The organism is Novilysobacter selenitireducens (assembly GCF_020026895.1).
Lineage (GTDB): Bacteria > Pseudomonadota > Gammaproteobacteria > Xanthomonadales > Xanthomonadaceae > Lysobacter_C > Lysobacter_C selenitireducens.
This window is the reverse complement of sequence record NZ_JAINZW010000003.1, coordinates 1-23,626: the sequence shown is the minus strand read 5'-3', so window position 1 is coordinate 23,626 and position 23,626 is coordinate 1. Positions and strand designations below refer to the sequence as shown.

Below are 23,626 nucleotides of genomic sequence, written 5' to 3'. Positions count from 1 at the left end.
TTTCCAATGAACGCAGTACCCAAGACCTTCTCCCAGGATGGCGACTACAAGATCGCCGACATCTCGCTGGCCGACTGGGGCCGCAAGGAAATCGACATCGCCGAGCACGAGATGCCTGGCCTGATGTCCATCCGCCGCAAGTACGCGTCCGAGGCGCCGCTCAAGGGCGTGCGCGTGACCGGCTCGCTGCACATGACCATCCAGACGGCGGTGCTGATCGAGACGCTGAAGGACATCGGCGGCGACGTGCGCTGGGCGTCGTGCAACATCTTCTCCACCCAGGACCATGCCGCCGCGGCGATCGCCGCCACCGGCACCCCGGTGTTCGCCTGGAAGGGCGAGACGCTGGAGGAGTACTGGGATTGCACCCTGGAGGCGCTGAGCTTCCCCGACGGCAAGGGCGGCTTCCTCGGCCCGCAGTTGGTGGTGGACGACGGCGGCGACGTGACGCTGCTGATCCACAAGGGCTACGAGCTCGAGCAGGGCGACAGCAGCTGGGTCGACGGCAAGGCATCCAGCCACGAGGAGCAGGTCATCAAGAACCTGCTCAAGCGCGTGCATGCCGAACGTCCGGATTTCTGGACCACCGTCGTGCGCGACTGGAAGGGCGTGTCCGAGGAAACCACCACCGGCGTTCACCGCCTCTACCAGCTGGCCGAGGCCGGCAAGCTGCTGGTGCCGGCGATCAACGTCAACGACTCGGTGACCAAGTCCAAGTTCGACAACCTCTACGGCTGCCGCGAGTCGCTGGCCGACGGCCTCAAGCGCGCGATGGACGTAATGCTCGCCGGCAAGGTGGCCGTGGTGTGCGGCTACGGGGACGTCGGCAAGGGTTCGGCGCACTCGCTGCGGGCCTACGGTGCGCGCGTGGTGGTGACCGAGATCGACCCGATCTGCGCGCTGCAGGCATCGATGGAAGGCTTCGAAGTCAACACCATCGAGAGCACGCTGGGCCGTGGCGACATCTACGTCACCACCACCGGCAACAAGGACATCATCACCGTCGAGCACATGCAGGCGATGAAGGACCAGGCGATCGTCTGCAACATCGGCCACTTCGACAACGAGATCCAGGTCGACGCGCTGTACGCGCTCAAGGGCGTGGAGAAGACGAACATCAAGCCGCAGGTGGACAAGTTCACCTTCGCCAATGGCAACAGCATCTTCCTGCTGGCCGAAGGCCGCCTGGTGAACCTGGGCTGCGCCACCGGGCACCCCAGCTTCGTGATGTCCAACTCCTTCGCCAACCAGACGCTGGCGCAGATCGACCTGTGGGCCAACAAGGACGACTACGGAAAGCAGGTCTACCTGCTGCCCAAGAAGCTCGACGAGGAGGTCGCGCGCCTGCACCTGGAGAAGATCGGCGTGAAGCTGACCACGCTCACGAAGGACCAGGCCGACTACCTCGGCGTGCCGGTCGAGGGTCCGTACAAGCCGGAGCACTACCGCTACTGATCGGTGGCGGGGTTCGGCTGCAAGGAAACGGGCGCTTCGGCGCCCGTTTCTTTTTGCGGCCCTGAAGCGTCCTTGTAGGAGCGGCTTCAGCCGCGATGGCCTATCCCGCGGGTCCACCAGACCCGTTCGCCGCTGAAGCCGCCCCTACAGAAATCAGGATCGGCACGACGAATCTCTTACATTCATCCCGATGAAGCGATACATTGCACGCAGCCCATCCGCCGCGCGTGCCACGAATGACGCCGATCAGCTTCGAGTTCTACCCGCCCAAGACCGACGAACAGCGCTCACAGCTGGACAAGAGCGTGGCCCGGCTCAAGCGCGAATCGCCCGAGTACGTCAGCGTCACCTTCGGTGCCGGCGGGTCGACCCTGAGCCATACGCCCGAAACCATCCAGCGCCTCAAGCGCGAGCACGACCTGCCCGCGGCGCCCCACATCACCTGCATGGGCGGCTCGCGCGAGGAGATCCGTGGGCTGCTCAAGCTGTATCGCGCCCTGGGTGCCAAGCGGCTCGTCACCCTGCGCGGCGACCTGCCCTCGGGCATGGTGAGCCCGGGCGACCTGCGCTACGCCAACGAGCTGGTGGAGTTCATCCGCAACGAAACCGGCGACCACTTCCACATCGAGGTCGCCGCCTATCCGGAAATGCACCCGCAGGCGCGTGACGCGCATGCCGACCTCGCCCACTTCAAGCGCAAGGTCGACGCCGGTGCGAATGGGGCGATCACGCAATACTTCTACAACGCGGATGCGTATTTCCGCTTCGTCGATGATGTGCGCGGTGCCGGCATCGACATCCCGATCGTGCCGGGCATCATGCCGATCGCGAACTTCAGCCAGATCCGCCGCTTCTCAGACCTCTGCGGCGCGGAGATCCCGCGCTGGGTCATGCAGCGCATGCTGGCCTATGCCGACGACGTCCAGAGCATCCGCGCGTTCGGTGCCGAAGTGGTCGCGCAGCTCTGCCGGCGCCTGATCGACGGCGGCGCGCCGGGCCTCCACTTCTACACGCTCAACTTGGCCAAACCCACGCTAAACGTGCTGGAGCGATTGCGCTGAGTTGCAGTGGGGTTCAGTCACGGAGCCCTTTTCCCACAAGCTTTTGACGGTTCCGCGGGGACCATGCGCACACCCCCCGAATGCGCAATACCCCGCTATGAACACGCGCTCCGTACTCGCCTCCGCCCTCGTCCTGTCCCTTGCCGCGCTGCCGGTAGCCCCTGCCGTCAATGCGGCGGCCAACGGTATCCAGCGTTGTCAGGCGCCGGATGGCACCACGGTCTATACCGACAAGCCGTGCGGAATGTTCGGCGCGCAGCCAACGCCAATGTCGGGCGAACTGCTGACGCGACTGGCCCGCGAGGATGTGGCGTCCGGTGGGGATTCGGCCGTTTACGCGGATACCTCCATCGCGACGGCCAGCGCCGTCGGTCGACGCTCCCCTGCCAGTGGGTGCGCCCGGTCCGCGACGCAGCTGTCCATGGACCTGCAAGGCGCGCTGGCACTGGGCGACGTCAACCGGGTCGCGGAAAGCTATCACTGGACCGGCATGAGCAATGCCCAGGGCCAAGCCACGATGGAGCGGCTCGACCGCCTGACCTCGCAGCCCTTGGTGCACGCGCAGTACTTCAACGCGCAGATCGGCGGGTTTGGTTCGTACGCCGATGCCAGCGCCCCGCTGTCGAGCAGCGGCGCTGCGGGCATCATGCAGCTCAGCTTCGGCCCCGGCGCATCGCGAACCGTCGTCGACTTCGACGTCCATCAGCACCAGGGCTGCTACTTCGTCCGCTTCTGACGCATCAAGGTTTCAAGTCAACCATTCCCGGTCACACGCCCCGTCACACGCTCCCATGCAGACCCGCGTCATTGTGATTCGTTGAGCGCGGTCGTGACTCCTGCACTTTTCACGCTGCGCTCACGCCATTAGGCTGCGCCAATGGCGGTCCCATTTTCCTATCGCCGCGCCGTCTTGGGCGCCGCCCTACTCGTCGTGATCGGCACGATCCACGCCTCAGGCGCAATCGCCTCGGCGCAGGTACGAGAGTGCATCGATCCCAGTGGAACGCCGGTCTTTACGGATCGCCAATGCAGCGACATCGGCGCGGTGGAACAGAAACGGGCCGCTCATCGGACATCGCCCTCGGTCCGCCTGCACCAGGGCGGTTGCGCCCGCAACCTTCAGGACCTCGTCTACGAGATGACCACGGCCATTGACGGTCAGGACGCGAACCGGCTCGCCGCCGTCTACCACTGGGCGGGTATGTCGGGCCGTACCGGATATTCGATCCTCGACCGGCTGGATGCCATTACCCAACGCCCTCTGGTCGACATTATCCCGGTGATGCCGATGACGCCCGAGGGGCTGGACGGGTTCTACTACCCGCAGGCCAGCGTGCGCCAGCAGCCGATCGGCCTGCGCGTCGAGCAGACCCTCGCCAATGGCAGCACGCCGTCGAGCACCACGTTCGGCCTGCAGCGCCACCTGGGCTGCTGGTGGATCAAGGGCTGAGGCCTCCGGTTGCCATCCCTCCGCGCGGCACATCCACCCGCGGCATCGCGCAGGCACAATACGCGGCCGATGACCGACGGAACCGCCCGCATGCAATACCCCGAATGGATCTGGCACAACGGTGCGATCAAGCGCTGGGCCGAGGCCACCACGCATGTCATGGCGCATGCGCTGCATTACGGTTCGTCCGTGTTCGAGGGTATCCGCTGTTACCAGACCCCGTCGGGTCCGGCGATCTTCCGCCTGACCGACCACAACCGGCGCCTGCTGGCGTCGGCCCGCATCTACGAAATGGCGATGCCGTACTCGGTGGACGAGATCAACGCCGCCTGCCGCGAAGTCGTGCTGCGCAACGGGCTGTCGCAGGCCTACCTGCGCCCCGTGGCGTTCCGCGGCCTGGGTGGTTTCGGGCTTTCGGCCGACACACCGACGGACATGGCGGTGGCGGCCTGGCACATGGGCCCGTACCTGGGTGAGGGCGTGCTGGACGACGGCATCGACGCCTGCGTCTCCAGTTGGCAGCGCTTCGCGCCCAACACCATTCCCGCCGGCGCCAAGGCGGGCGGCAACTACCTGTCGGGCCAGCTGGTGGCGCGCGAGGCGCGGCGCCTGGGCTTCGGCGAGGGCATCGCGCTGGCCTCCACCGGCCTGCTGAGCGAAGGCGCGGGCGAGAACCTGTTCCTGGTCATCGACGGCGCACTGCACACCACGCCGGTCAGTGCGGCGCTGCTCAACGGCATCACGCGCAACTCGATCATCCACTTGGCCCGCGACGCGGGGATCGACGTGGTGGAACGCGACCTGCCGCGCGAATACCTCTACCTGTGCGATGAGCTCTTCATGTGCGGCACGGCCGCGGAGATCACGCCGATCCGGTCGGTCGACGGCCGCGCGGTCGGTGCCGGCAAGCCGGGGCCGGTGACGCGTCGCATCCAGGACCTGTTCTTCGGTCTGTTCGACGGCACGACGCCGGATCGGCACGGCTGGCTGGAGCCCCTGGAAGCCTGATGCACCGGCCGCCATGTCGGGTCCTGCAACGACCTGACTCGCCGCGGCGATCGGTCACGCGGCTCCGAGTGGAAACGGGTAGATCCCGCTGAAGCCGTTGCTACGTCGTCGGGGCGTCGGAAAACGTCAGGGTCGCGACCACGCCCTGCACCTTGCCCGGCGCCACGCGCACGTTCCATCCGTACAGGGCGCACAGGCGGCGCACGATCGACAGGCCGATGCCGCCGCCCTGCGAGTGGCCGGCGTGGGTGCCCCGGTAGCCGCGTTCGAACAACTTGGCCGCATCCTCGGCGCTGAGGCCGGGGCCGGAGTCGATCACTTCCACGTGGTCCGCGTGCAGGCGCACGATGACCTCGCCCGACTTGGTGTACTTCACCGCGTTGCCGATCAGGTTGCCGAGTGCGACGGCCACCGCGGCCTCCGGTGCGTCGACCACCAGCCCGCGCTCGCCTTCCATGCGCAACTCCAGCGTCTTGCCGACGACCTGTGCGCGGTGCACGTCCAGCAGCTGCTCGGCGACCTTGGCCACGTCGGAGGCGCCGTGCCCGCGCTCGTTGCGCGACAGCAACAACAAGGCGCTGATCAGGTCGGTGCACTGCTGCTCGGCACGCTGGATGCGCAGCAACCGGCTGCGGGTCTTGTCGTCCACGTCGGGCCGCGACAGCAGCAACTCCACCGCGCCCTTGATCACCGCCAACGGCGTGCGCAGCTCGTGGCTGACGTCGGCATTGAATTCGCGGTCGCGCTGCACCACGTCGGTCAGCCGCTCGGCGTAATCATCCAGCGCCTCGGCCAGCTGGCCGACCTCGTCGTCCGGGAAGTGCGCGGCGAGGGCTTCGGGTTGCGCGCTGCGCCCCGACAGCTTCAGCCGCCGCGCCAGTTCCGACACCGGGCTCATCACGCGCGATGCCGCCCACCAGCCCACCAGCAGCGACAGCAGGGTGAACACCACCACCGAGCTGAAGATGGCGCGGTTGAACTGCTCCTCGCCGCGGCGGGCCTGCGTCATGTCGTAGGCGAGGAAAAACCACTCGTCCGGCGTCTTTCTTACGGCCAGCTTGTAGGCGAACGTCTCGCCGTTCTCGTCGGTGCCGCTGATGTTGTGGATGCCGTCGGACAGTTCGTACCAGTCCGGCTCCTCCTGCCGCAGTTCCTCGAAACGCTCGCGCCGCACATGCCGCGCGAACATCTGCTGCACCTGGATCTCAGGATTGCGGTCCGGCGCCGAGTAGTACTGGCGCGCGTACTCGTCGATGTTCTTGTTCATCACGTCCTCCACCAACTGCGTCTCAACCCGGTTCCGGGTCCAGTTGGTGGCGAACGCGAACAGTGCGGTCAGGCCGAAGCCCAGCAGCACGAACGCCAGGATGATGCGGCTGCGCAGCTGCCGCCGGTAACGCGGACGGCGACGCCCCATGGGATGCACGGCGACGCCGGGCGCGCCTTCAGCTTCCGGCATTTTCGATTTCGGCAATGCGGTACCCGATGCCGTGGCGCGTCTGGATCAACGGGGTCTCGAACGGCTTGTCGACCACCGCCCGCAGGCCGTGGATGTGCACGCGCAGGCTGTCGGAGTCGGGCAGCTCCTCGCCCCAGACGCGCGTCTCCAGTTCCTGCCGGGTGACCACGGCCGGGCTGGCTTCCATCAGCGCCTGGAGGATCTTCAGAGCGGTCGGGTTGAGCTGCAGCAGCTTGCCCTGGCGGCGCACTTCCAGCGTGTCGAGGTTGTACTCGAGGTCGGCGGCGTTGAGCACCCGCGTCTGCACGCCCTTGCCGCGGCGCGACAGTGCATTGAGGCGGACTTCAACCTCCTGCAGCGCGAACGGCTTGATCAGGTAGTCGTCGGCGCCCGAGTCGAACCCGGCCAACTTGTTGTCCAGCGAATCGCGCGCGGTCAGCATCAGCACCGGCGTCTGCTTGCGCGCCTCGTTGCGCAGCTTGCGGCAGACCTCCAGGCCGTCCAGCCCGGGCAGGTTGAGGTCGAGCACGATCGCGTCGAAGTCATGGACCACCGCCAGGTGCAGGCCGGTGATGCCGTCGGCGGCGAAGTCGACGGTGTGGCCGCGGTCTTCGAGGAAATCCCCGAGGTTGGCGGCGATGTCCTGGTTGTCTTCGATGACGAGGATGCGCATTGGGGGTTCCTGGGTGGGGGATTCGACCGCGGCAGCGTGGCAAGGTTCGGGTCGACGTGGCGTGCGGACCGGCCCACGCCCGGATTCTGCCAGAGCGGCGGAGCCTGGGCGTTTTGGACACATCCGCAGGCTGGCCCATCCACCACCGCGAGGGGTGGACGCCCGACCGCCACCCACAAAAAACCCAGGCGCGGGCCGCGCGCCTGGGCCAAAAGGGTGTTGCCCCGATACCGAAACTGCCGGACCCCGGGAGTTCCCGGGCAAGCCCTGCAGTGCTGCGGTCCGGACAACGCTACGCGGGGGGCGATTAAACCACCGTTAAGTGCGACGTTAAGGAAACGCTATTCACTCAATCGCCCACTTCAAGCCTTTGATTTTCAATGCCTTTTGAAGCACAGGCCGCGACTGCGGACACCCGTCAGGCCTTGGTCGCGGCGCGCTTGGCGGCGATGCGCTTGTAGCGCAAGGCGACGTAATCGACGATCTCCCCCGCCACGTCGACCCCGGTGGCGTCCTCGATGCCCTCCAGGCCCGGCGAGGCATTCACTTCCAGCACCAGCGGCCCGCGCGCGGACCGGATCAGGTCGACACCGGCCACGCCCAGCCCCAGCACGCGCGCGGCCCGGATGGCGACGTCCTGCTCGGCCGCCGTCGCCTTCACGCCCTTGGCGCGCCCGCCGCGGTGGAGGTTGGAGCGGAAGTCGCCCTTCGGCGCCTGCCGCTTCATCGCCGCAACCACCTTGCCGCCCACCACGAAACAGCGCAGGTCCGCGCCCTTGGCCTCGGCCACGAACTCCTGCACGAGGAACTGCGCGTACAGGCCCCGCAGCGCCTCGATCACGCCCTTCGACGCCGACAGCTTCTCCGTCAGCATCACGCCCGCACCCTGGGTGCCTTCGTTGAGCTTGATGACGTGCGGGGGCGGGCCCAGCATCGACAGCAGGTCGGCGGTGTCGTCGGGGTTGTCGCCGAACACCGTGGCCGGCAGGCCGATGCCCTGCGCCGCGAGCATCTGGTGGCTGCGCAGCTTGTCGCGTGCACGCAGCACCGCGTCGGACGGGTTGGGGGTGAAGGTGCCCATCAGTTCGAACTGCCGCAGCACCGCCGACCCGTAGCGTGTGATCGATGCCCCCACGCGCGGGATCACCGCGTGGTAGCCGGCAATCTCGACGCCCTTGTAGTGCATCCGGAAGCCATCCGAATCGATGCGCATGTAGCAGCGCAACGGGTCCAGCACGCGCACGCTGTGGCGGCGTTCGCGCGCGGCCTCCACCAGCCGGCGCGTGGAGTACAGCTTGGTGTTACGCGACAGGATCGCGAGCTTCATCGAGGCTTCTTCAGGGAGTGAACGACGCCGCCGGACGGGCGGCCATGCAGGAACGAACGTGACGGGTCCACCATGAACGCACCGGCCATCGCGGTACGGCCAAGCAGCATGGGGAAGCGCATGCCGCGGCGGTCCGAAAGGTTGATGTCGATCTCGCGCTCCATGCCCGCCAGGCGCATCGTCGTGCGGAGGAACACCCGGCGGCTGCGATGGCCGCCCGAGTCGGTCACTTCGCGCTCTTCCAGCACCGGTGCAATCGATTCGATCGGCACACCCGTGCCCGGTGCCACCCGGAAGCCCACCCACGGCGCGCCCCCTTCGGTGAAGCGCCAGTGCGCGTCGACGTGCAAGGCGCAACTGCGCGCGCCGCTATCGACCTTCGCGCGGACCCAGGGCAGCCCTAGCCCGGGCAACGCAACCCACTCGCGCCAGCCCAGGACGATCCGTTCGGGTGCACCCTGCGTCATGCGGCGGTGGCCTGTGTGGGTTGATCGGGTCGCGTGGCGCGATGGGCGCACCGGGGCGAAGGCCCAACGAAAACGGCGGCCCGGTCCCGAAGGACGGAGCCGCCGCAAGATGGAGCGGGTGATGGGAATCGAACCCACGCTATCAGCTTGGGAAGCTGAAGTTCTACCATTGAACTACACCCGCGCGACCGGAAGTCTATGCCGGCGCGCCCCTACTGGCAACGCGCCCGCACAGGCCGGTGGCCGGCGTCAGAAACCGCGCCCGACGTTGAGGAACACGCCGACGCTGTCGGTGCCGTTGCGCGCCACCGAGCCGGCCAGGCCGGCATCGGCGTCCAACCCGAACAGCGTGGTGCGCGCACCCAGCATCACCGTGCCGTAGTCCTCGTCCAGCTCCAGCCCCGGCACCGCGTACGGCGCGGTGCCCGGCATCGACTGCAGCTGCGCGAAGGCCTCTTCGTCGTGATCCTCGAACTCGCGGTCCCACGTCAGGCGTGCGTACGGCGCGAAGTGCTCGCCCATCTGCAGGGCGACCTGCCAGCCGACGCTGCCGACCAGCGAATCGATCTCGCGCTGCGGGTACGCCAGCGAGGTCGACAGGTCCGCCTGGTCCTCGGCCATCGCGTCGATGTCGATGCGCTGCGATACCAGCGACAGCACCGGACCGTGGCTGAGGGTGCCGTGGTCGAAGCGCCAGCCGGCATCCAGCGCCACCGTCAGGTTGTCGCCGTCGGCCGAGGCGCGGTGCACACGCGTGGCCGGGCCGAGGTCGACGCGGCGCTCGGTGTCGTAGTCGCCCTGGCTGGTGCTGGCCTGCACGCCCACCCAGCCGTTGCCGCCACGCCAACCGGCGTAGGCACCCAGCGTGGTGTCGTCGAAGGAGAACTCGCCCCTGCCCTGGCCCCACTTCAGCGTCTGCGAGCCGGCGCCCAGGAAGCCGCCGACGTGGAAGTCGCCGCTGCTCCAGCCCAGGCCGGCCAGCAGTCCGGCACCGCCGCCCTCGCCGTCGACCATCGCGCCGGTGCCTTCGTCGAACTTCTGGTAGTCGCCGCGCAGGTCGGCCCAGGCACGCAGTCCGGGCTCACCCGTGGAGCCACCGCGCCACTGCGCCGCGACCCGGTCGCTGCGGGTACGGCCGGCCAGTTGCTGGGCGTGCGGCAGCATCGCCACCTGCCGCGGTCCTTCCAGGACGGAGGCGGCGTAGTCGGCAATGATCGTGTGGGCGTTGGCGGTCGGGTGCACGCCGTCGGCGAACGCGTAATCGTCGGCCGCGGTGGGCGTCACGTAGGTGCCCGGGTTGCAGGTGATCGACTGTGCGGTGATCTGCGGCTGGCACGCGGTGCCGGTGATGTTGGTGAAACCGAACTCGGCCGGGTTCGCCACGACCTCCTGGAACAGGCTGAAGGTATCGAGCGGGATGACCCGCAGGCCGGCCTGCGCCAGCCCGCCGAACAGGGCGTCGTTGTAGGCCATCGACAGTTGCGTACCGCCGGCCTGCGCGGCCGGGCCCTGTGCGCGGAAACCCGGCGTCAGGCCGATATCGGGCACGGTGGGTACCAGCACGTAGCGCGCGCCAGCCGCCTGCAGCGTGCCGATCGCACCGACCTGCGCGGCCACGGCCTGGCCGATCACCGGCGCCGGGTCGCCACCCGCGCCCGCGGTGCCGACCGCAGCAAACACGTCGTTGGCGCCGCCCCACACCGCGTAGAGCGCGTCGGCGTCGGCCTGCCCGCCGGTGGCGGCCAGGTAGCTGGCGACCTGCGTCTGCACCGACGGCACCGGGCCCAGCTGACTGGCGGTATCGGTACCGGTGCGCGCACCGCCGACGGCGTAGTTGCTGCCGCCCTGGTTGGCGCTGACGGCGGCCGCGGCGTAGAAGTCGGCCAGTTGCTCGGACCACACCAGCCCCGGGTTGGTGGTGAAGCGGCCCAGGATCGCGGCCTGCGGACCCGCGACCTGGATCAGGACCGGACGGAAGTGGCCGGAGTCGGTGAGGCTGTCGCCGAAGAAGATCGTCTGCGAGTAGGTCTGGGCGAAGGCGGGCGCGGTGGCGAGCGCGAGGGCCGCAGCCAGCGCGGTACGAACGGGTCGGTTCATGGATCGTCCTTGCGATGAGCGATGGGAAGAGGCGGTCCGGCGGGCATACGCCCGCGGATGGCGCGCATCGAACCACGCCCGGCGCACGCGGACAAGGCGCACCGCCGCATCCCGTGCCTGCAGGAACCGCACGGCACCGCGGCAACGCCCCAAGTGGCACCGCGGCGCGCACTTGCCGACAATGCGCGCATGGACATCACACTCAACGGCGAAGCCCGCGCGCTCGAGGCCGCCTGCACCATCGCCGCCCTGCTCGAAATGGAGGGCCTGGCCCAGCGCCGTGTGGCCGTCGAGGTCAACGGCGAGATCGTTCCGCGCGGCCGCCACGGCGAGCATCCCCTGGCGGACGGCGATCGCGTCGAGATCGTGCACGCGCTCGGAGGCGGCTGAGCACGTGCCGCACGCTGGCACTGCCGGCGGCTGAGCGCGCGCCACACTCGCTGCTCCATCGCGGCCCACGTGTCGTATCGCGATGCAATAATGGCGCGATGACCACGCCACACGCCCCCGAACCCCTCGTCATCGCAGGCAAGCCCTACGCCTCGCGCCTGCTCACCGGCACCGGCAAGTTCAAGGACCTGGACGAAACCCGCCGCGCCACCGAGGCCGCGGGCGCGGAAATCGTCACCGTCGCCATCCGCCGCACGAACATCGGCCAGAACCCGGGCGAGCCCAACCTGCTCGACGTGCTGCCGCCGGACCGCTTCACCATCCTGCCCAACACCGCCGGCTGCTACACCGCCGACGATGCCGTGCGCACCTGCCGCCTGGCGCGCGAACTGCTGGACGGCCACACGCTGGTGAAGCTCGAGGTGCTGGGCGACCAGAAGACATTGTTCCCCGATGTGGTCGCCACCATCGCCGCGGCCGAAACGCTGGTGAAGGACGGCTTCGACGTGATGGTCTACACCTCCGACGACCCGATCCTGGCCAAGCGCCTGGAGGACATCGGCTGCGTGGCGGTCATGCCGCTGGCCGCGCCGATCGGCTCGGGCCTGGGCGTGCAGAACAAATACAACCTGATCGAGATCGTCGAGAACGCGAAGGTGCCGATCATCGTCGACGCCGGCGTGGGCACCGCGTCGGATGCCGCCATCGCAATGGAGCTGGGTTGCGACGGCGTGCTGATGAACACCGCGATCGCCGGCGCGAAGGATCCGGTGCTGATGGCACATGCGATGAAGCTGGCGGTGGAGGCCGGCCACGCCGCGTTCAAGGCCGGCCGCATCCCGCGCAAGCGCTATGCGAGTGCGTCCAGCCCGGTCGATGGGCTGATCGGCTGACAGGCCGGCTTCCACGATGAGCGACGACGCCGCAGACGAGTCCAGGCCGGGCAAGGTGCCGCCCAAGCCCTTCACCGTGACCGAAGGCCACCGCCAGGTGCGCAGCTTCGTGTTGCGGCAGGGGCGGTTCACGCCCGCGCAGCAGCGCGCGTTCGACGAGCAGTGGCCGCGGTTCGGGCTGGACTACATGCCTTCTGGAAGCCGCGGCACGCCGCGCGACTTCGATGCCGCCTTTGGCCGCAGCGCGCCGCGCATCGTCGAGATCGGCTTCGGCAACGGCGAGGCACTGCGGTACTCGGCCGCGCGCGACCCCGCGCGCGACCACGTCGGCATCGAAGTGCACGCGCCCGGTGTCGGCCGTCTCCTCAACGCGCTGGCCGAGGACGACGCGCGCAACGTGCGGGTGTTCCACCACGACGCCGTCGAGGTGCTCACGAACGAGGTGGCCGACGGCAGCCTCGACGAGATCCGCATCTATTTCCCGGACCCGTGGCACAAGAAGCGCCACCACAAGCGGCGGCTGGTGCAGCCGGAGTTCGCCACGCTGCTGGTACGCAAGCTGGCGCCGGATGGGCGCTTGCACCTTGCGACCGATTGGCAGGAGTATGCCGAGCACATGTGGGACGTCCTGGACGCCACGCCCGGCATCGCCAACCGGGCAGGGCCGCGCGGTGCGGTACCGCGGCCGGACTGGCGCCCGCAGACGCACTTCGAGACCCGCGGCCAGAAGCTCGGCCACGGCGTGTGGGACCTGCTGTACGACAGGGTCTAGGACCGGGAGCCGGGAGCTGGTGAGGAGCAGGTACGCCGTTTCGATCCGCACGATGCCCGCGTCCGGCGTCCGTCTGTCGACCCCGTGCCAGCCCACGCGTGCCGCTGACGTCGCAGCTCTTCCCCACCCCGCCACCGCGCCGCACGCCCGGCCGCCGGCGCACTGATGGACACCGCGCTCGCGCTCACCACCGACATGAAGCTGGTCCTCGGGCTGGTCGGCTTCACGATGGTGATGTTCCTGTTCGAGCGCATCCGCGCCGACGTGGTCGCGCTGGTGGTGCTGGTGCTGCTGGGCCTGTCGGGCCTGGTCGCGCCGGAGGAAATCTTCAACGGCTTCTCGTCCAACGCGGTGATGAGCATCATCGCCACGATGATCCTGGGCGCGGGCCTGGACCGCACCGGCGCACTTAATCGCCTGGCCGGCTGGCTGCTGCGGCGCGCGCACGGCATCGAGCAGCGACTGATGCTGCTGACGGGCGCGGTCGCCGGTCTCAACTCTTCCTTCATGCAGAACCCGGCGGTGATGGCGCTGTACCTGCCCGTCGCCTCGCGCCTGTCCTCGCGCACCGGCCTGTCGCTGCCGCGGCTGCTGCTGCCGATCGCCGCGGCGATCGTCATGGGCGGCGGCCTGACGATGGTCGGCAACTCTCCGCTGATCCTGCTCAACGACCTGTTGCTGGCGGCCAACAGCAACCTGCCCTCGGGCGCGGCCACGCTGGAGCCGCTGGCGATGTTCGCGCCGCTGCCGATCGGCCTGGCGCTGCTGGGTGCGTCCTTGGCGTACTTCCACTTCTTCGGCAAGAAGCTCGAGCGCGACGACGGCAAGGGCGCCACGCCGGCGCGCACGCAGAGCTACTTCGCCAACGCCTACGGCATCGAGGGCGATGTCTACGAGCTGACCGTCACCGCCGACAGCCCGCTGGTGGGTATGTCGCTGGGCGAGGCCGAGGCGCTGCACGGTGCGCCGCTGCTGCTGGCGCTCAAGAGCAACAACGAATCGCGCCTGGCACCGCCGGCCGACACCCGCATCTGGGTCGGCAGCGTGCTGGGCGTGATGGGCGGCAAGCAGCAGGTGGGCGACTTCGCGCAGAACCACTTCCTGCGCATGACCTCCCGCCTGCGCAACTTCGGCGACCTGTTCAACCCCAGCCGCGCAGGCATTTCCGAGGCGGTGATCCCGCCCACCTCCAATTTCATCGGCAAGACGGGGCGCGAGCTGGAACTGCGCAAGCAGCTGGGCGTCAGCCTGCTGGCGATCAACCGCGACAAGTCTGTGATGCGCGAGAACGTGCGCGACGTACCGCTGCGCTCGGGCGACATGCTGGTGCTGCACAGCATCTGGACCGACCTGGCGCGCGCGGCTGCCGGCAAGAACCTGGTCGTGGTCACCGACTACCCCAAGGGCGAACAGCGCCCGCACAAGCTCAAGATCGCGCTGGGCATCTTCGCCGTGGCGATGCTACTGGCGCTGTCCTCGCGCCTGCCGGTGTCGATCGCCCTGATGACGGGCGTGGCCGGCATGCTGGTGGCCGGCGTCATCCACATCGACGAGGCGTACTCGGCCATCAACTGGAAGACCATCTTCCTGATGGCCTGCCTGATCCCGCTGGGCTGGGCGATGGACTCCTCCGGCGCGGCGGCGTGGGTGGCCGGCCACAGCATCGAGCAGTTGCCGGAAGGCACGCCGGTCTGGCTGCTGGAGGTGGCGCTGGGCCTGCTGACCACGCTGTTCTCGCTGGTCATCAGCCACGTCGGCGCGACCATCGTGATGGTGCCGCTCGCCGTGAACCTGGCGCTGGCCGCGGGCGGCGACCCGACCGCGTTCGCGCTGATCGTCGCGCTGTCGGCCTCCAACAACTTCATGACCGCATCCAACCCGGTCATCTCGATGATCAGCGGCCCGGCGGGCTATTCGGGCAAGGAGCTCTGGCGCATCGGCGGGCCGCTGTCGCTGATCTACACGGTGGTCGCCGTGGGCATGGTCAACCTGATGTTCTGGGTCGACCTGTTCTGAAACCCGGGGCCCGCGTCCGGGCTACGTCGCCGCTGCCAGCCACACCGCGCCATCGCGCACGTCCACCGGCACCGGGCGCAATGCCTCGCCCCGGCAAGGCCCGGCGACGCAGACGCCGTCGGCCAGCTGGAAACTCGCGCCGTGGGCGGCGCACACCAGCAGGCCCTCGCGGCTCTTGAGGAACTGGCCGGGCGCCCAGTCCAGGCGGCGGCCGGCATGGGGGCAGATGTTGAGCCACGCGCGCACGGAGTCACCGTCGCGGTACAGCACCAGCGACTCCGCGTCGCCGTCGATCACCGCTTCGACTTCCGCGAAACCGCCATTGGGCAACCGATCAAGCGTGACCAGCGCCACACGCGCCTCAGCGCCTTCACTTGGATTTAACGAATCCATTACAACCTCGCTGGCCTGCATCGCGATACTCGGTGCCCCGCCGGATTGTAGACACGCCGCACGACATGTTCGCCCACGCCTTCCGCTTCGATCACGCCCAGTTCCAGTCGCGCGTCCGCCACGCCTTCGAGCCGCGCAAGCCGCGCCACCCGTTGGTGCGCATCGCGTTCGGCCTGGTCGGGCTGGCGTTGCTCGCGGTGATGGTGGTGTTCGGTGTCGTGGTCGGTGCGGCGATGATCGCCGCCGGCCTGCTCTACAAGCTGTGGCGCAGCCGCACAACCCCGGTGGCGCGCGACGCCAACCGGCATGTCGTCGATGGCGAGTACCGCGTGGTCGACCGTGCCTCGCTGGACGATCGCCGCGCCGCGCGCCGCTGACCGCCGCACTTCACTGCATCGCCGGCCACGCCGGCGCACACCCATTCGAGGAGCTTCCATGGCCGACGTCATCCCGGCGCCGACGCCCGTGCGCATTCCCGTTCGTGGCGGCGGGCACTTCCCGGTCCGGCGCGTGTACTGCGTGGGTCGCAACTTCGCCGACCACGCCCGCGAGATGGGCGCCACGGCGCCGGCCAGCAAGGACGAGCGCGGCCAACCCGTGTTCTTCCTCAAGCCGGCCGATGCGGTGGTGCCGGGCGGCGACGTGCCCTACCCGCCCGGCACGCAGGACCTGCACCACGAAGTCGAGCTCGTCGTCGCGCTGGGCCAGGACGCACCGCCCGGCGTGCTCGACGCGAAGGTCGCCGCACCGCTGGTGCACGCCTACGGCATCGGCCTGGACCTGACCCGACGCGACCTGCAGGCCGCCGCCAAGGCCAAGGGCCTGCCGTGGGACACCGGCAAGGCGTTCGACAACGCCGCACCGGTCAGCGAGCTGGTGCCGGCCGCCGAGGTGGGCGACCTTGCGGAGCGCACGCTGACGCTGCACGTCAACGGCGAGCGCCGCCAGCACGGCGCGTTCTCCGACCTCATCTGGGACGTGCCCGAGATCCTGCACGAACTGTCGCGCCTGTATGCACTGCGCGCCGGCGACCTGGTGTTCATGGGCACGCCGGCCGGCGTGGGGCCGCTGCAGCCGGGCGATGCGTTCGTCGCGTCCCTGGATGGCGTAGTGGAGCTGCGCGGGCAGATCACCGGGTAGTCGCCTGCCAAGCGGCGATTGCCTGTCCCGCGATATGCCGGCGCCGGGCGGTATAGTCCGCCCCAGTCCAAGGCAGGAGGCACCCATGAGCATGGTCGACGAGTTCAAGGCGTTCATCGCGCGCGGCAACGTGCTGGACCTGGCGGTCGCCGTGGTGATCGGCGCGGCGTTCGGCAAGATCGTCACCGCGCTGGTGGACGGCATCATCATGCCGATGGTGGGCATGGCGATGGGCGGCGTGGATTTCTCGCAGCTGTTCGTGTCGCTGGACGGCAACGACTACGCGACGCTGGCCGCCGCGCAGGAAGCCGCCGCACCGGTGATTACCTACGGCGCGTTCATCCAGACCATCATCGATTTCGTCCTGATTGCGTTCGTGATCTTCCTGATCGTGCGCAGCTACAACCGCATGCGCCCGCCCAAGGCCGACACGCCGGCCCCGCCGAGCGAGGACATCCTGCTGCTGCGCGAGATCCGCGATTCGCTGAAGCAGCGCACGCCATAGAGAGCGCGCCGTAAAGCCGGCGCCCGTCGCGTGACTTGAGGCACGCCAAGACCAAGCCGCGAGTTGCTACCCTCGCGGCTTCGTCTTTTCCAGGCTTGGAGTCACGAATGCGTGCACCGTTGTGGGCAACCGCCGCCACCTTGTTGATCACCCTGCAGCCGGCCCGCGTGCCTGCGCAGGAAACGTCCGTGACGCGGATCCCCGACGAGGCACTGGCCATCGCGCCGCAGCTGCGCGAAGCCGCGCTGGCCAGCCGGCTGGGCTATGAGGTCATCGAATCGCTGACGACCGAGGTCGGCCCGCGCATGGCCGGCAGCGAGGCCGACGCCCGTGCGGTGAAGTGGGCCGAGGCGAAGTTCCGCGAGCTGGGTTTCGACAAGGTGTGGCTGGAGCCGGTGACGTTTCCCAAGTGGATCCGCCGCAGCGAGTCCGCCCGGGTGCTGGGCGACAACGCGCAGCCACTCACCCTGACCGCACTGGGCGGCAGCCCGGCCGGCACCGTCGAGGGCGAGGTCGTGCGCTTTGCCGACCTGGCCGCGCTGGAAGCGGCGCCCGCCGGCTCGCTGGCCGGCAAGATCGCCTTCGTCGACTATGAAATGAAACGCGCCCGCGACGGCAGCGGCTACGGCCCCGGCTCGCGCGTGCGCAGCACCGGCCCTTCGGCGGCGATCCGCGCCGGCGCGGCCGGGTTCCTGATGCGTTCGGCCGGCACCGACTCGCACCGCCAGCCGCACACCGGCATCACCCGCTTCGACGAAGGCCTGACCCCGATCCCGTCGGCCGCGCTGTCGGTACCGGATGCCCAGCAGCTCAGCCGCCTGCTCGCGCTCGGCCCGCAGCGCGTGCACATGGCACTGGACTGCGGCTGGGACGGCGAGGCGACGTCGCACAACGTGATCGGGGAGATCACCGGCTCCGAGACGCCGGAAGAAGTCGTGCTGATCGGCGCGCACCTGGATTCGTGGGACCTGGGCACCGGCGCGGTGGACGATGCCGCCGGCGTAGGCATCACGATGGCCGCCGCCAAGCTCATCGGCGACCTGCCCCGCCACCCGGCGCGCAGCATCCGCGTGGTCGCCTTCGCCAACGAGGAACAGGGCCTGCTGGGCGGTCGCGCGTATGCCGAAAAGCATGCCGCTGATCTCACCCGCCATGTCATTGCCGCCGAGAGCGATTTCGGCGCCGGCCGCGTCTACGCCTTCGCCACCGGCGCGCCGGAATCCGCACGCGCGGCCGAAATACAGATCGCTGCCGCACTGGCGCCGCTGGGCATCGAGCACGCCCCCGGCAAGGGCGGCCCGGGCCCGGACCTGATCCCGTTCGCGCAGCGCGGCATGGCCTGGGCATGGTTGGCGCAGGACGGCACCGACTACTTCGACCTGCACCACACGCCGGACGACACGTTCGACAAGATCGACCCGGACGCGGTGGCCCAGAACGTCGCCGCCTACGCGGTGTTCGCGTACCTGGCCGCGTCCGCCGAGGGCGGCTTCGGCAGCGCGCCCAAGCCGGCCGTGGAGTAACGGCGCACCGCATCGCGGGCGGGCGTCCAGGCGCCCCGCCCCGCGGGTAAGCTGATCCCATGGTCCAGCGTTACGACGATTACGGCGACATCGCGGTCGACCCGGTCACCGGGCTCTACCGGCTGGGCGCCAACGGGCCCAGCCTGTCCACGGCGATTGCCGCCGCCGGTGCCACCAAGCGCCGCATCGCGCTGCTGCACATCGACGTGGACATGTTCCGCTCGATCAACACCAACATGGGCGAGCAAATCGGCGACCAGGCGCTGGCCGCCATCGCCCAGCGCCTGCGCAAGGCGATGCCGCGCGACGGCTGGCTATGGCGGCTGGGCAGCGACGAGTTCGTCATGGGCATCGGCTACCGACCCGGCGAACTCGACGGCGCCGCGCTGGCCGAGCTGCTGCGCGACGCGTTCGAGACGCCACTGTCGATCCCGCCCTACACGCTGCCGATGACGCTTTCCATCGGCATCGCGATCTTCCCCGACCATGCGCAGAACGCGGCGTCGCTGCTGGCCAAGGCCGAGGAAGCTTTGCGCCAGGTCAAGGAGGAAGGCCTCAACAGCATCGGCCTGTACACCGCCATGCCCGAGCGGCCGGGCGGCAACGAGGGTTTCGCCGAGCGCTTTGTCGAGGCGCTCGACAACAGCGAGCTCAAACTGTTCTACCAGCCGCTGATCAATGCACACGACGGCGGCTTGTGCGGGTTCGGTGCACTGCTGCGCTGGGACACCGCCGGTCACGGACTGCTGCGGCCGAGCCGGTTCCTCGAGGAAGTCGAACGCGTCGGCCTGTCGGCGCGGCTGGGCATCTGGGTCGCCGAGTCGGCGGTCTCGCAGGTCGCGCGCTGGCGCGCGCAGGGGCTGGACTACCTGTCGATCTCGGTGCACCTGTCGGGCGCGCTGCTGGCGCAGCCCGATTGCGTGGACCGCATCGGCGAGCTGCTGCACGGCTTCGACCTGCCCGGCGATGCGCTTGAGTTCGAAGTGTCCGAAAGCGTGCTGGCCATGGACGCGCACCAGGTCTACGACACGCTGGTGGGCCTGCGCGGGCTGGGCTCGACGCTCACGGTGCAGGACTTCGGCCTGGGTGGCCTCAGCTTCGCCGCGCTGGCGCAGTACCCGCTGGACCGGCTCAAGATCGACCGCAGTTTCATCCGCAACGTCGCCAGCGACCCGCGCAGCGCCGCCATCGTGCGCGGCATCATCGCGATGGGCCACCAGCTGGGCATGAAGGTCACGGCCAAGGGCGTGGAAAGCGAGGCCGAGCTGGGCTTCCTGCGCCGCAGCCACTGCGACTTCTTCCAGGGCTACCTCTTCAGCCAGCCGCTGCCGGCCGAGGACATGGGCGACCTGGTGCGCAAGCGCTTCCTGCTTCCCGGTGCGTTTGCCGCCACGCGGCCCGAGCGCACCCTGCTGCTGCTGGACGACGAGGAGAACGTGCTGCGCTCGCTGGTGCGGCTGTTCCGCCGCGACGGCTACAACATCCTGACGGCCAACAGCGTCAGCGAGGCCTTCGACCTGCTGGCCAGCAACAGCGCGCAGGTCATCGTCTCCGACCAGCGCATGGCCGACATGAGCGGCACCGAGTTCCTCGCCCGCGTGCGCGACCTGTATCCGGACACCATCCGCATGGTGCTGTCGGGCTACACCGACCTGGCCACCATTACCGAAGCCATCAACCACGGCGCGATCTATCGCTTCCTCACCAAGCCGTGGAACGACGACGAGTTGCGCGAGCACATCCAGGCCGCGTTCCGCACGTGGGAGCGCCGTGCCGCGGGCGAAGCGGTGTACTGACCGTCACCATGCCGTTGTAGGAGCGGCTTCAGCCGCGAACAGATCTCCAACACGAGTGTAGGAGCGACGCAAGTCGCGACCCGTGCAGGTATCCGGAGCTGCGCGGTCGCGACTCACGTCGCTCCTACAAAAGGCCGACCGCACCCATCGCGGCTGAAGCCGCTCCTACAGGGCCGCGGATGCGGGCGACGCATCGGCCGCCGGCTGCCGCACCGGCAGCACCACGCGGAACGTGCTGCCCGCGCCGGGGCGGCTGTTGAGTTCGATGCGGCCGTGGTGCTTGGCGACGATACGGTAGGCGATCGCCAGCCCCAGGCCGGTGCCGCGGCCGATCGGCTTGGTCGTATAGAACGGGTCGAAGATGCGCGCCTGCACGTCCTCGGGGATGCCGCAGCCGCTGTCGGCGACGCTCACCCACGCCTCGTCGCCGTCCACGCCGGTGGCCAGCAGGATCGTGCCGCGGTCCTCGATGGCCTGGCCGGCGTTGATCAACAGGTTCATGAAGACCTGGTTGATCTCCGAGAGGTGGCATTCCACCGGCGGCAGCTCGCCGTAGTGCTTCTCCACGCGCACCTTGTACTTGAGGTCGTTCCACACGATGTTGAGCGTGGACTCCAGGCCCTTGAGCAGGTCGGACGGGCGCATCGACTCGTTGCGGCCGACGTGCGAGAACTCCTTGAGGTCCTGCACGATCTTGGTGACGCGCTCGATGCCCTCGCGCGACTCCTCCAGCAGCTGCGGCAGGTCGCCGGTGATGAAGTCCAGGTCCAGTCGCTCGCGCATCGCCTGCATGGACGCGCGGCTGGCAACGGGATCGGGCGAATCCAGCGCCCCCTGGTAGGCCTCCACCAGCGCGAACAGCGAACCGATGTACTCCTGCAGCGTGCCCAGGTTGGAGTGCACGTAGCCGATGGGGTTGTTGATCTCGTGCGCGACGCCGGCGGCGAGCTGGCCGATCGACGCCATCTTCTCGGACTGCAGCAGTTGCTCCTGCGCACCCGCCAGGCGGCTGTAGGTGCGCTGCAGTTCGTCGTGGCGGCGCTGCAGTTCGCTCTCGCGCGCGGCGCGGGCGGTCACGTCGCTCATCACCACATAGCGGCGCCACGGCTGCCCCGCGACGCTGCTGAATACCTTGACCTCCAACACGCGCGAGGCATCGCGCGTCTCGATCTCGCCGATCCAGCGGCCCTCGTGGCCGGCGACCTCCCACGCCGCGTCCGGCACGCAGGCCAGCAGGCGCGCGGGGTCGGGATCGGGGGTGTCGGGGTGGAGCAGCGCGGCCAGCGCGCGTGCACGCTGGTTGCTGTGGGTCAGTCCGCCGTCGGGCGAGACCAGCAGCACCGCGGTGTCGGCCACGTCCAGCGCCCAGAGCATGTCATCGCTCCAGGCAGCGCGGTCGGCAGGGGGGGTGTTCGAGGTGGGAAGCGGAGTCCGGGGGTCGTTCATCCGATACCGAGGCAGCGTGCTTGCGGGCGGGCGCCCGCATGTCCAGCGGCATCGTACACGCCGGTGGACTCCACGCGGCCCAGGTGTCGCAGGGCCCAGGTCACTTCACGCCGGCGCCGCGAGAGCAGCACGCTGTTGGCGCGGTTGAGTTCGCTCAGCATCGCCACGCGGTCGCTGGCATGGCCTTGCAGCGGTTGCGACTCGACCCGGCGCAGCGCCACCAGCTTGGCCTGGGTCGAGTTGAGCAGCGCATCGACGTCGTGCTCCAGCAGCGCGCGGCGTTCGGCCTGCAGCGCCTGCTCCAGGCTGTCCAGGGCATCGGCCACCACCGCCGGGTGCACCGCTTCGGGGTGCGGCGACACGGCGGAGGTGGACAATGAACGGTTCATGGCGGCCTGGTGCATGGGGGCACTCACTGGGTCAGGGCGTTCTCGAGGTCCAGCATCCGGGTGGCGATCTGCTGGGGATCCACGCGGTAGTTGCCATCGGCGATCGCCGCGCGGATCTCGTTGACGCGGGCGACGTCGAGCCCGGCCGGGGCCGAGCCCAGCTCGCGCTGCAGTGCCTGCAGGCCGGCGGCTTCGCCGGTCAGCCGCATGGTGTCAGCCGCGGTCGGTGCCGTTACCGGCTTCGTGCGGTCTTCGCCCGCGCGCTGCGCCGGTCCGGTCGTGGCCAGGTCCGCCGGCCGCGAGGGAGGCAGTCCGCCATCGATCTTGTGGGTCATTTCACGCTCCTGGTGACTCGGTCGACCACGCTAACGGCCGCCCCACCGGGAACTTTAGAGCAAACATGAACGGCCGCGGCACCGCGCGGCCTGCGCGGTGGCCCGGCCGGAAACGGCCGCGATCGGGGCGAGGTCATCGCACCTCCACCACCCCGGCCCCGACAACCCGGCCCCGCACGACGCGGCGCGATTCGGTGTTCTCCACCGATACCGTGCCGCCGGCGCCCGGCTGGCCGAGCACGCGGCCGGCCACGCGAACCTCGACCCCGCCGATGCGCGACAGCAGCACGACCGGGTCGCCACGTCGCAGCAGTTCGCCTGCAGCAACGTCCTCGCGCGTGGGCGCATCGCCCGGCGCCAGGCCGTGCCGCGCGATCTGCCCGACAAGCTCGGCCGGGTCGGCGAACCCCGACCCCTGCGCATCGGCCATGTCGCGCCGCTGCACGGTGATGTCGTCGGCAGTAATCGGCTGGCCTGCCTTCACGGAATCCCTGAGCACCGCCACCTCACGCACGTCGCGCACGCGCACGGGGACGAACATCTGCCATCCTGGCGCATCCGTGCAGCGCACCTGCACGCTGCGGCGGCTGACCGGCACCGCCTGCAGCGGCTGCATGCAGGCGGCCATGCGCAGGCGGCTGTCGACGGTGGCCTCGGCGGTGGACGCATCCGCGCCGACGGCGGCGAGCGCGGCATCGCGGATGGCGTCGGGCGGTGTGAAGTCGGCGGCGTGTGCGTTCGCACCTATGACTGCGAGGACCAGCAGCGCGATGCATGCGGGCCACCGGATCGATTTCAGCAGGGAGAAGTGCAGTGCCATGCCGGAGTGGAGGCAAGGCATGTGCCACGCCGCATGCCAGCTTCTGCAGGAGCGGCTTCAGCCGCGAAGCCAGGATTGCATGCCTCTGTAGGAGCGGCTTCAGCCGCGAAGCCCGGTCGCCGTGTTGTTTCGTGATCGTTGTAGGAGCGACGTGAGTCGCTCCTACAGGGTCAATGGTGGGTCCGGGCCACCGGGCTTCGCGGCTGAAGCC

The 23,626-nt window shown here is 69.1% G+C and carries 23 protein-coding genes, 1 tRNA gene and 1 pseudogene; 14 read left to right on the top strand and 11 right to left on the bottom strand.

Going from position 1 to position 23,626, the window contains the following annotated elements; translation table 11 throughout:
* The first annotated feature begins 6 nt into the window (after positions 1 to 6).
* The 5 genes from ahcY (at position 7) to K6753_RS07310 (ending at position 4,974) form a co-directional block, all read left to right on the top strand.
* Positions 7 to 1,455 (top strand): adenosylhomocysteinase, encoded by a 1,449-nt coding sequence (ahcY, locus tag K6753_RS07330; RefSeq protein ID WP_223675778.1) that lies wholly within the window; start codon positions 7 to 9, stop codon positions 1,453 to 1,455.
* 236 nt (positions 1,456 to 1,691) lie between these two features.
* On the top strand, positions 1,692 to 2,516 hold the full coding sequence (metF, locus tag K6753_RS07325) for a methylenetetrahydrofolate reductase [NAD(P)H] (RefSeq protein WP_223675776.1): 825 nt from the start codon (positions 1,692 to 1,694) through the stop codon (positions 2,514 to 2,516).
* Between the two features lie 97 nt (positions 2,517 to 2,613).
* Positions 2,614 to 3,252 carry a hypothetical protein gene (locus K6753_RS07320; protein ID WP_223675774.1) on the top strand — a complete coding sequence of 213 codons (639 nt, stop codon included), beginning with the start codon at positions 2,614 to 2,616 and terminating at the stop codon, positions 3,250 to 3,252.
* 141 nt (positions 3,253 to 3,393) lie between these two features.
* Positions 3,394 to 3,966 carry a hypothetical protein gene (locus K6753_RS07315; protein ID WP_223675772.1) on the top strand — a complete coding sequence of 191 codons (573 nt, stop codon included), beginning with the start codon at positions 3,394 to 3,396 and terminating at the stop codon, positions 3,964 to 3,966.
* Between the two features lie 90 nt (positions 3,967 to 4,056).
* Entirely contained in the window at positions 4,057 to 4,974 is a 918-nt protein-coding gene (locus K6753_RS07310) for a branched-chain amino acid transaminase (protein ID WP_223675770.1), read from the top strand.
* Positions 4,975 to 5,074: 100 nt separating this feature from the next.
* On the opposite strand, the gene K6753_RS07305 is transcribed toward K6753_RS07310, so the two are convergent.
* From K6753_RS07305 to K6753_RS07280, 6 genes are all read right to left on the bottom strand, one after another.
* Entirely contained in the window at positions 5,075 to 6,433 is a 1,359-nt protein-coding gene (locus K6753_RS07305) for a sensor histidine kinase (protein WP_223675768.1), read from the bottom strand.
* On the bottom strand, positions 6,420 to 7,106 hold the full coding sequence (locus K6753_RS07300) for a response regulator transcription factor (RefSeq protein ID WP_223675766.1): 687 nt from the start codon (positions 7,104 to 7,106) through the stop codon (positions 6,420 to 6,422). Before K6753_RS07300 ends, K6753_RS07305 begins: the two co-directional genes overlap by 14 nt.
* 418 nt (positions 7,107 to 7,524) lie before the next feature.
* The gene (gene rimK, locus K6753_RS07295) at positions 7,525 to 8,433 is read right to left on the bottom strand and encodes a 30S ribosomal protein S6--L-glutamate ligase (protein WP_223675764.1); all 909 of its coding nucleotides are present in this window, start codon (positions 8,431 to 8,433) and stop codon (positions 7,525 to 7,527) included.
* Positions 8,430 to 8,900, bottom strand: a complete 471-nt coding sequence (locus K6753_RS07290) for an ATP-dependent zinc protease family protein (protein ID WP_223675762.1) — start codon at positions 8,898 to 8,900, stop codon at positions 8,430 to 8,432. Before K6753_RS07290 ends, rimK begins: the two co-directional genes overlap by 4 nt.
* A 110-nt stretch (positions 8,901 to 9,010) precedes the next feature.
* Positions 9,011 to 9,084 (bottom strand) — tRNA-Gly (locus tag K6753_RS07285).
* Positions 9,085 to 9,149: 65 nt separating this feature from the next.
* A complete protein-coding gene (locus tag K6753_RS07280; protein ID WP_223675760.1) occupies positions 9,150 to 10,997 on the bottom strand; it encodes an autotransporter domain-containing protein in 1,848 nt (615 codons plus the stop codon).
* 189 nt (positions 10,998 to 11,186) lie between these two features.
* Between K6753_RS07280 and thiS the strand changes: the two genes are divergently transcribed.
* The 4 genes and pseudogenes from thiS (at position 11,187) to K6753_RS07260 (ending at position 15,068) form a co-directional block, all read left to right on the top strand.
* Positions 11,187 to 11,387, top strand: coding sequence for a sulfur carrier protein ThiS (gene thiS, locus K6753_RS07275; RefSeq protein ID WP_223675758.1), 201 nt, complete (start codon positions 11,187 to 11,189; stop codon positions 11,385 to 11,387).
* 98 nt (positions 11,388 to 11,485) lie between these two features.
* Positions 11,486 to 12,280 carry a thiazole synthase gene (locus tag K6753_RS07270; RefSeq protein ID WP_223675757.1) on the top strand — a complete coding sequence of 265 codons (795 nt, stop codon included), beginning with the start codon at positions 11,486 to 11,488 and terminating at the stop codon, positions 12,278 to 12,280.
* A 20-nt stretch (positions 12,281 to 12,300) separates the two neighbouring features.
* Positions 12,301 to 13,052 (top strand): annotated as a pseudogene (trmB, locus tag K6753_RS07265) (tRNA (guanosine(46)-N7)-methyltransferase TrmB); the annotation flags it as partial.
* Positions 13,053 to 13,217: 165 nt separating this feature from the next.
* The gene (locus tag K6753_RS07260) at positions 13,218 to 15,068 is read left to right on the top strand and encodes an SLC13 family permease (protein WP_223675753.1); all 1,851 of its coding nucleotides are present in this window, start codon (positions 13,218 to 13,220) and stop codon (positions 15,066 to 15,068) included.
* Between the two features lie 21 nt (positions 15,069 to 15,089).
* Here K6753_RS07260 and K6753_RS07255 read toward each other — a convergent pair whose 3' ends face one another.
* Complete coding sequence (locus K6753_RS07255; protein WP_223675751.1) at positions 15,090 to 15,461, bottom strand: Rieske (2Fe-2S) protein; 372 nt, start codon at positions 15,459 to 15,461, stop codon at positions 15,090 to 15,092.
* Positions 15,462 to 15,526: 65 nt separating this feature from the next.
* Here K6753_RS07255 and K6753_RS07250 point away from each other — a divergent pair, with 65 nt between their 5' ends.
* From K6753_RS07250 to K6753_RS07230, 5 genes are all read left to right on the top strand, one after another.
* A complete protein-coding gene (locus tag K6753_RS07250) occupies positions 15,527 to 15,838 on the top strand; it encodes a hypothetical protein (RefSeq protein WP_223675749.1) in 312 nt (103 codons plus the stop codon).
* A 58-nt stretch (positions 15,839 to 15,896) separates the two neighbouring features.
* Entirely contained in the window at positions 15,897 to 16,601 is a 705-nt protein-coding gene (locus K6753_RS07245; RefSeq protein WP_223675748.1) for a fumarylacetoacetate hydrolase family protein, read from the top strand.
* Between the two features lie 85 nt (positions 16,602 to 16,686).
* Positions 16,687 to 17,106 carry a large conductance mechanosensitive channel protein MscL gene (mscL, locus tag K6753_RS07240; RefSeq protein ID WP_223675746.1) on the top strand — a complete coding sequence of 140 codons (420 nt, stop codon included), beginning with the start codon at positions 16,687 to 16,689 and terminating at the stop codon, positions 17,104 to 17,106.
* A 107-nt stretch (positions 17,107 to 17,213) separates the two neighbouring features.
* The gene (locus K6753_RS07235) at positions 17,214 to 18,629 is read left to right on the top strand and encodes a M28 family peptidase (RefSeq protein ID WP_223675744.1); all 1,416 of its coding nucleotides are present in this window, start codon (positions 17,214 to 17,216) and stop codon (positions 18,627 to 18,629) included.
* A 59-nt stretch (positions 18,630 to 18,688) separates the two neighbouring features.
* On the top strand, positions 18,689 to 20,425 hold the full coding sequence (locus K6753_RS07230; RefSeq protein ID WP_223675742.1) for an EAL domain-containing protein: 1,737 nt from the start codon (positions 18,689 to 18,691) through the stop codon (positions 20,423 to 20,425).
* 165 nt (positions 20,426 to 20,590) lie between these two features.
* Here K6753_RS07230 and K6753_RS07225 read toward each other — a convergent pair whose 3' ends face one another.
* From K6753_RS07225 to flgA, 4 genes are all read right to left on the bottom strand, one after another.
* Entirely contained in the window at positions 20,591 to 21,799 is a 1,209-nt protein-coding gene (locus K6753_RS07225) for an ATP-binding protein (protein ID WP_223675740.1), read from the bottom strand.
* Between the two features lie 68 nt (positions 21,800 to 21,867).
* A complete protein-coding gene (locus tag K6753_RS07220; protein ID WP_223675738.1) occupies positions 21,868 to 22,260 on the bottom strand; it encodes a flagellar protein FlgN in 393 nt (130 codons plus the stop codon).
* A gap of 23 nt (positions 22,261 to 22,283) precedes the next feature.
* Complete coding sequence (gene flgM, locus K6753_RS07215; protein WP_223675736.1) at positions 22,284 to 22,595, bottom strand: flagellar biosynthesis anti-sigma factor FlgM; 312 nt, start codon at positions 22,593 to 22,595, stop codon at positions 22,284 to 22,286.
* Between the two features lie 133 nt (positions 22,596 to 22,728).
* The gene (gene flgA / locus K6753_RS07210) at positions 22,729 to 23,436 is read right to left on the bottom strand and encodes a flagellar basal body P-ring formation chaperone FlgA (RefSeq protein WP_223675735.1); all 708 of its coding nucleotides are present in this window, start codon (positions 23,434 to 23,436) and stop codon (positions 22,729 to 22,731) included.
* Between the last annotated feature and the right edge of the window lie 190 nt (positions 23,437 to 23,626).

Coding starts and splice junctions, on each gene's coding strand:
- ahcY (WP_223675778.1), top strand. CDS start 7: ATGAACGCAGTACCCAAGACCTTCTCCCAGGATGGCGACTACAAGATC.
- metF (WP_223675776.1), top strand. CDS start 1,692: ATGACGCCGATCAGCTTCGAGTTCTACCCGCCCAAGACCGACGAACAG.
- K6753_RS07320 (WP_223675774.1), top strand. CDS start 2,614: ATGAACACGCGCTCCGTACTCGCCTCCGCCCTCGTCCTGTCCCTTGCC.
- K6753_RS07315 (WP_223675772.1), top strand. CDS start 3,394: ATGGCGGTCCCATTTTCCTATCGCCGCGCCGTCTTGGGCGCCGCCCTA.
- K6753_RS07310 (WP_223675770.1), top strand. CDS start 4,057: ATGCAATACCCCGAATGGATCTGGCACAACGGTGCGATCAAGCGCTGG.
- K6753_RS07305 (WP_223675768.1), bottom strand. CDS start 6,433: ATGCCGGAAGCTGAAGGCGCGCCCGGCGTCGCCGTGCATCCCATGGGG.
- K6753_RS07300 (WP_223675766.1), bottom strand. CDS start 7,106: ATGCGCATCCTCGTCATCGAAGACAACCAGGACATCGCCGCCAACCTC.
- rimK (WP_223675764.1), bottom strand. CDS start 8,433: ATGAAGCTCGCGATCCTGTCGCGTAACACCAAGCTGTACTCCACGCGC.
- K6753_RS07290 (WP_223675762.1), bottom strand. CDS start 8,900: ATGACGCAGGGTGCACCCGAACGGATCGTCCTGGGCTGGCGCGAGTGG.
- K6753_RS07280 (WP_223675760.1), bottom strand. CDS start 10,997: ATGAACCGACCCGTTCGTACCGCGCTGGCTGCGGCCCTCGCGCTCGCC.
- thiS (WP_223675758.1), top strand. CDS start 11,187: ATGGACATCACACTCAACGGCGAAGCCCGCGCGCTCGAGGCCGCCTGC.
- K6753_RS07270 (WP_223675757.1), top strand. CDS start 11,486: ATGACCACGCCACACGCCCCCGAACCCCTCGTCATCGCAGGCAAGCCC.
- K6753_RS07260 (WP_223675753.1), top strand. CDS start 13,218: ATGGACACCGCGCTCGCGCTCACCACCGACATGAAGCTGGTCCTCGGG.
- K6753_RS07255 (WP_223675751.1), bottom strand. CDS start 15,461: ATGGATTCGTTAAATCCAAGTGAAGGCGCTGAGGCGCGTGTGGCGCTG.
- K6753_RS07250 (WP_223675749.1), top strand. CDS start 15,527: ATGTTCGCCCACGCCTTCCGCTTCGATCACGCCCAGTTCCAGTCGCGC.
- K6753_RS07245 (WP_223675748.1), top strand. CDS start 15,897: ATGGCCGACGTCATCCCGGCGCCGACGCCCGTGCGCATTCCCGTTCGT.
- mscL (WP_223675746.1), top strand. CDS start 16,687: ATGAGCATGGTCGACGAGTTCAAGGCGTTCATCGCGCGCGGCAACGTG.
- K6753_RS07235 (WP_223675744.1), top strand. CDS start 17,214: ATGCGTGCACCGTTGTGGGCAACCGCCGCCACCTTGTTGATCACCCTG.
- K6753_RS07230 (WP_223675742.1), top strand. CDS start 18,689: ATGGTCCAGCGTTACGACGATTACGGCGACATCGCGGTCGACCCGGTC.
- K6753_RS07225 (WP_223675740.1), bottom strand. CDS start 21,799: ATGCTCTGGGCGCTGGACGTGGCCGACACCGCGGTGCTGCTGGTCTCG.
- K6753_RS07220 (WP_223675738.1), bottom strand. CDS start 22,260: ATGAACCGTTCATTGTCCACCTCCGCCGTGTCGCCGCACCCCGAAGCG.
- flgM (WP_223675736.1), bottom strand. CDS start 22,595: ATGACCCACAAGATCGATGGCGGACTGCCTCCCTCGCGGCCGGCGGAC.
- flgA (WP_223675735.1), bottom strand. CDS start 23,436: ATGCCTTGCCTCCACTCCGGCATGGCACTGCACTTCTCCCTGCTGAAA.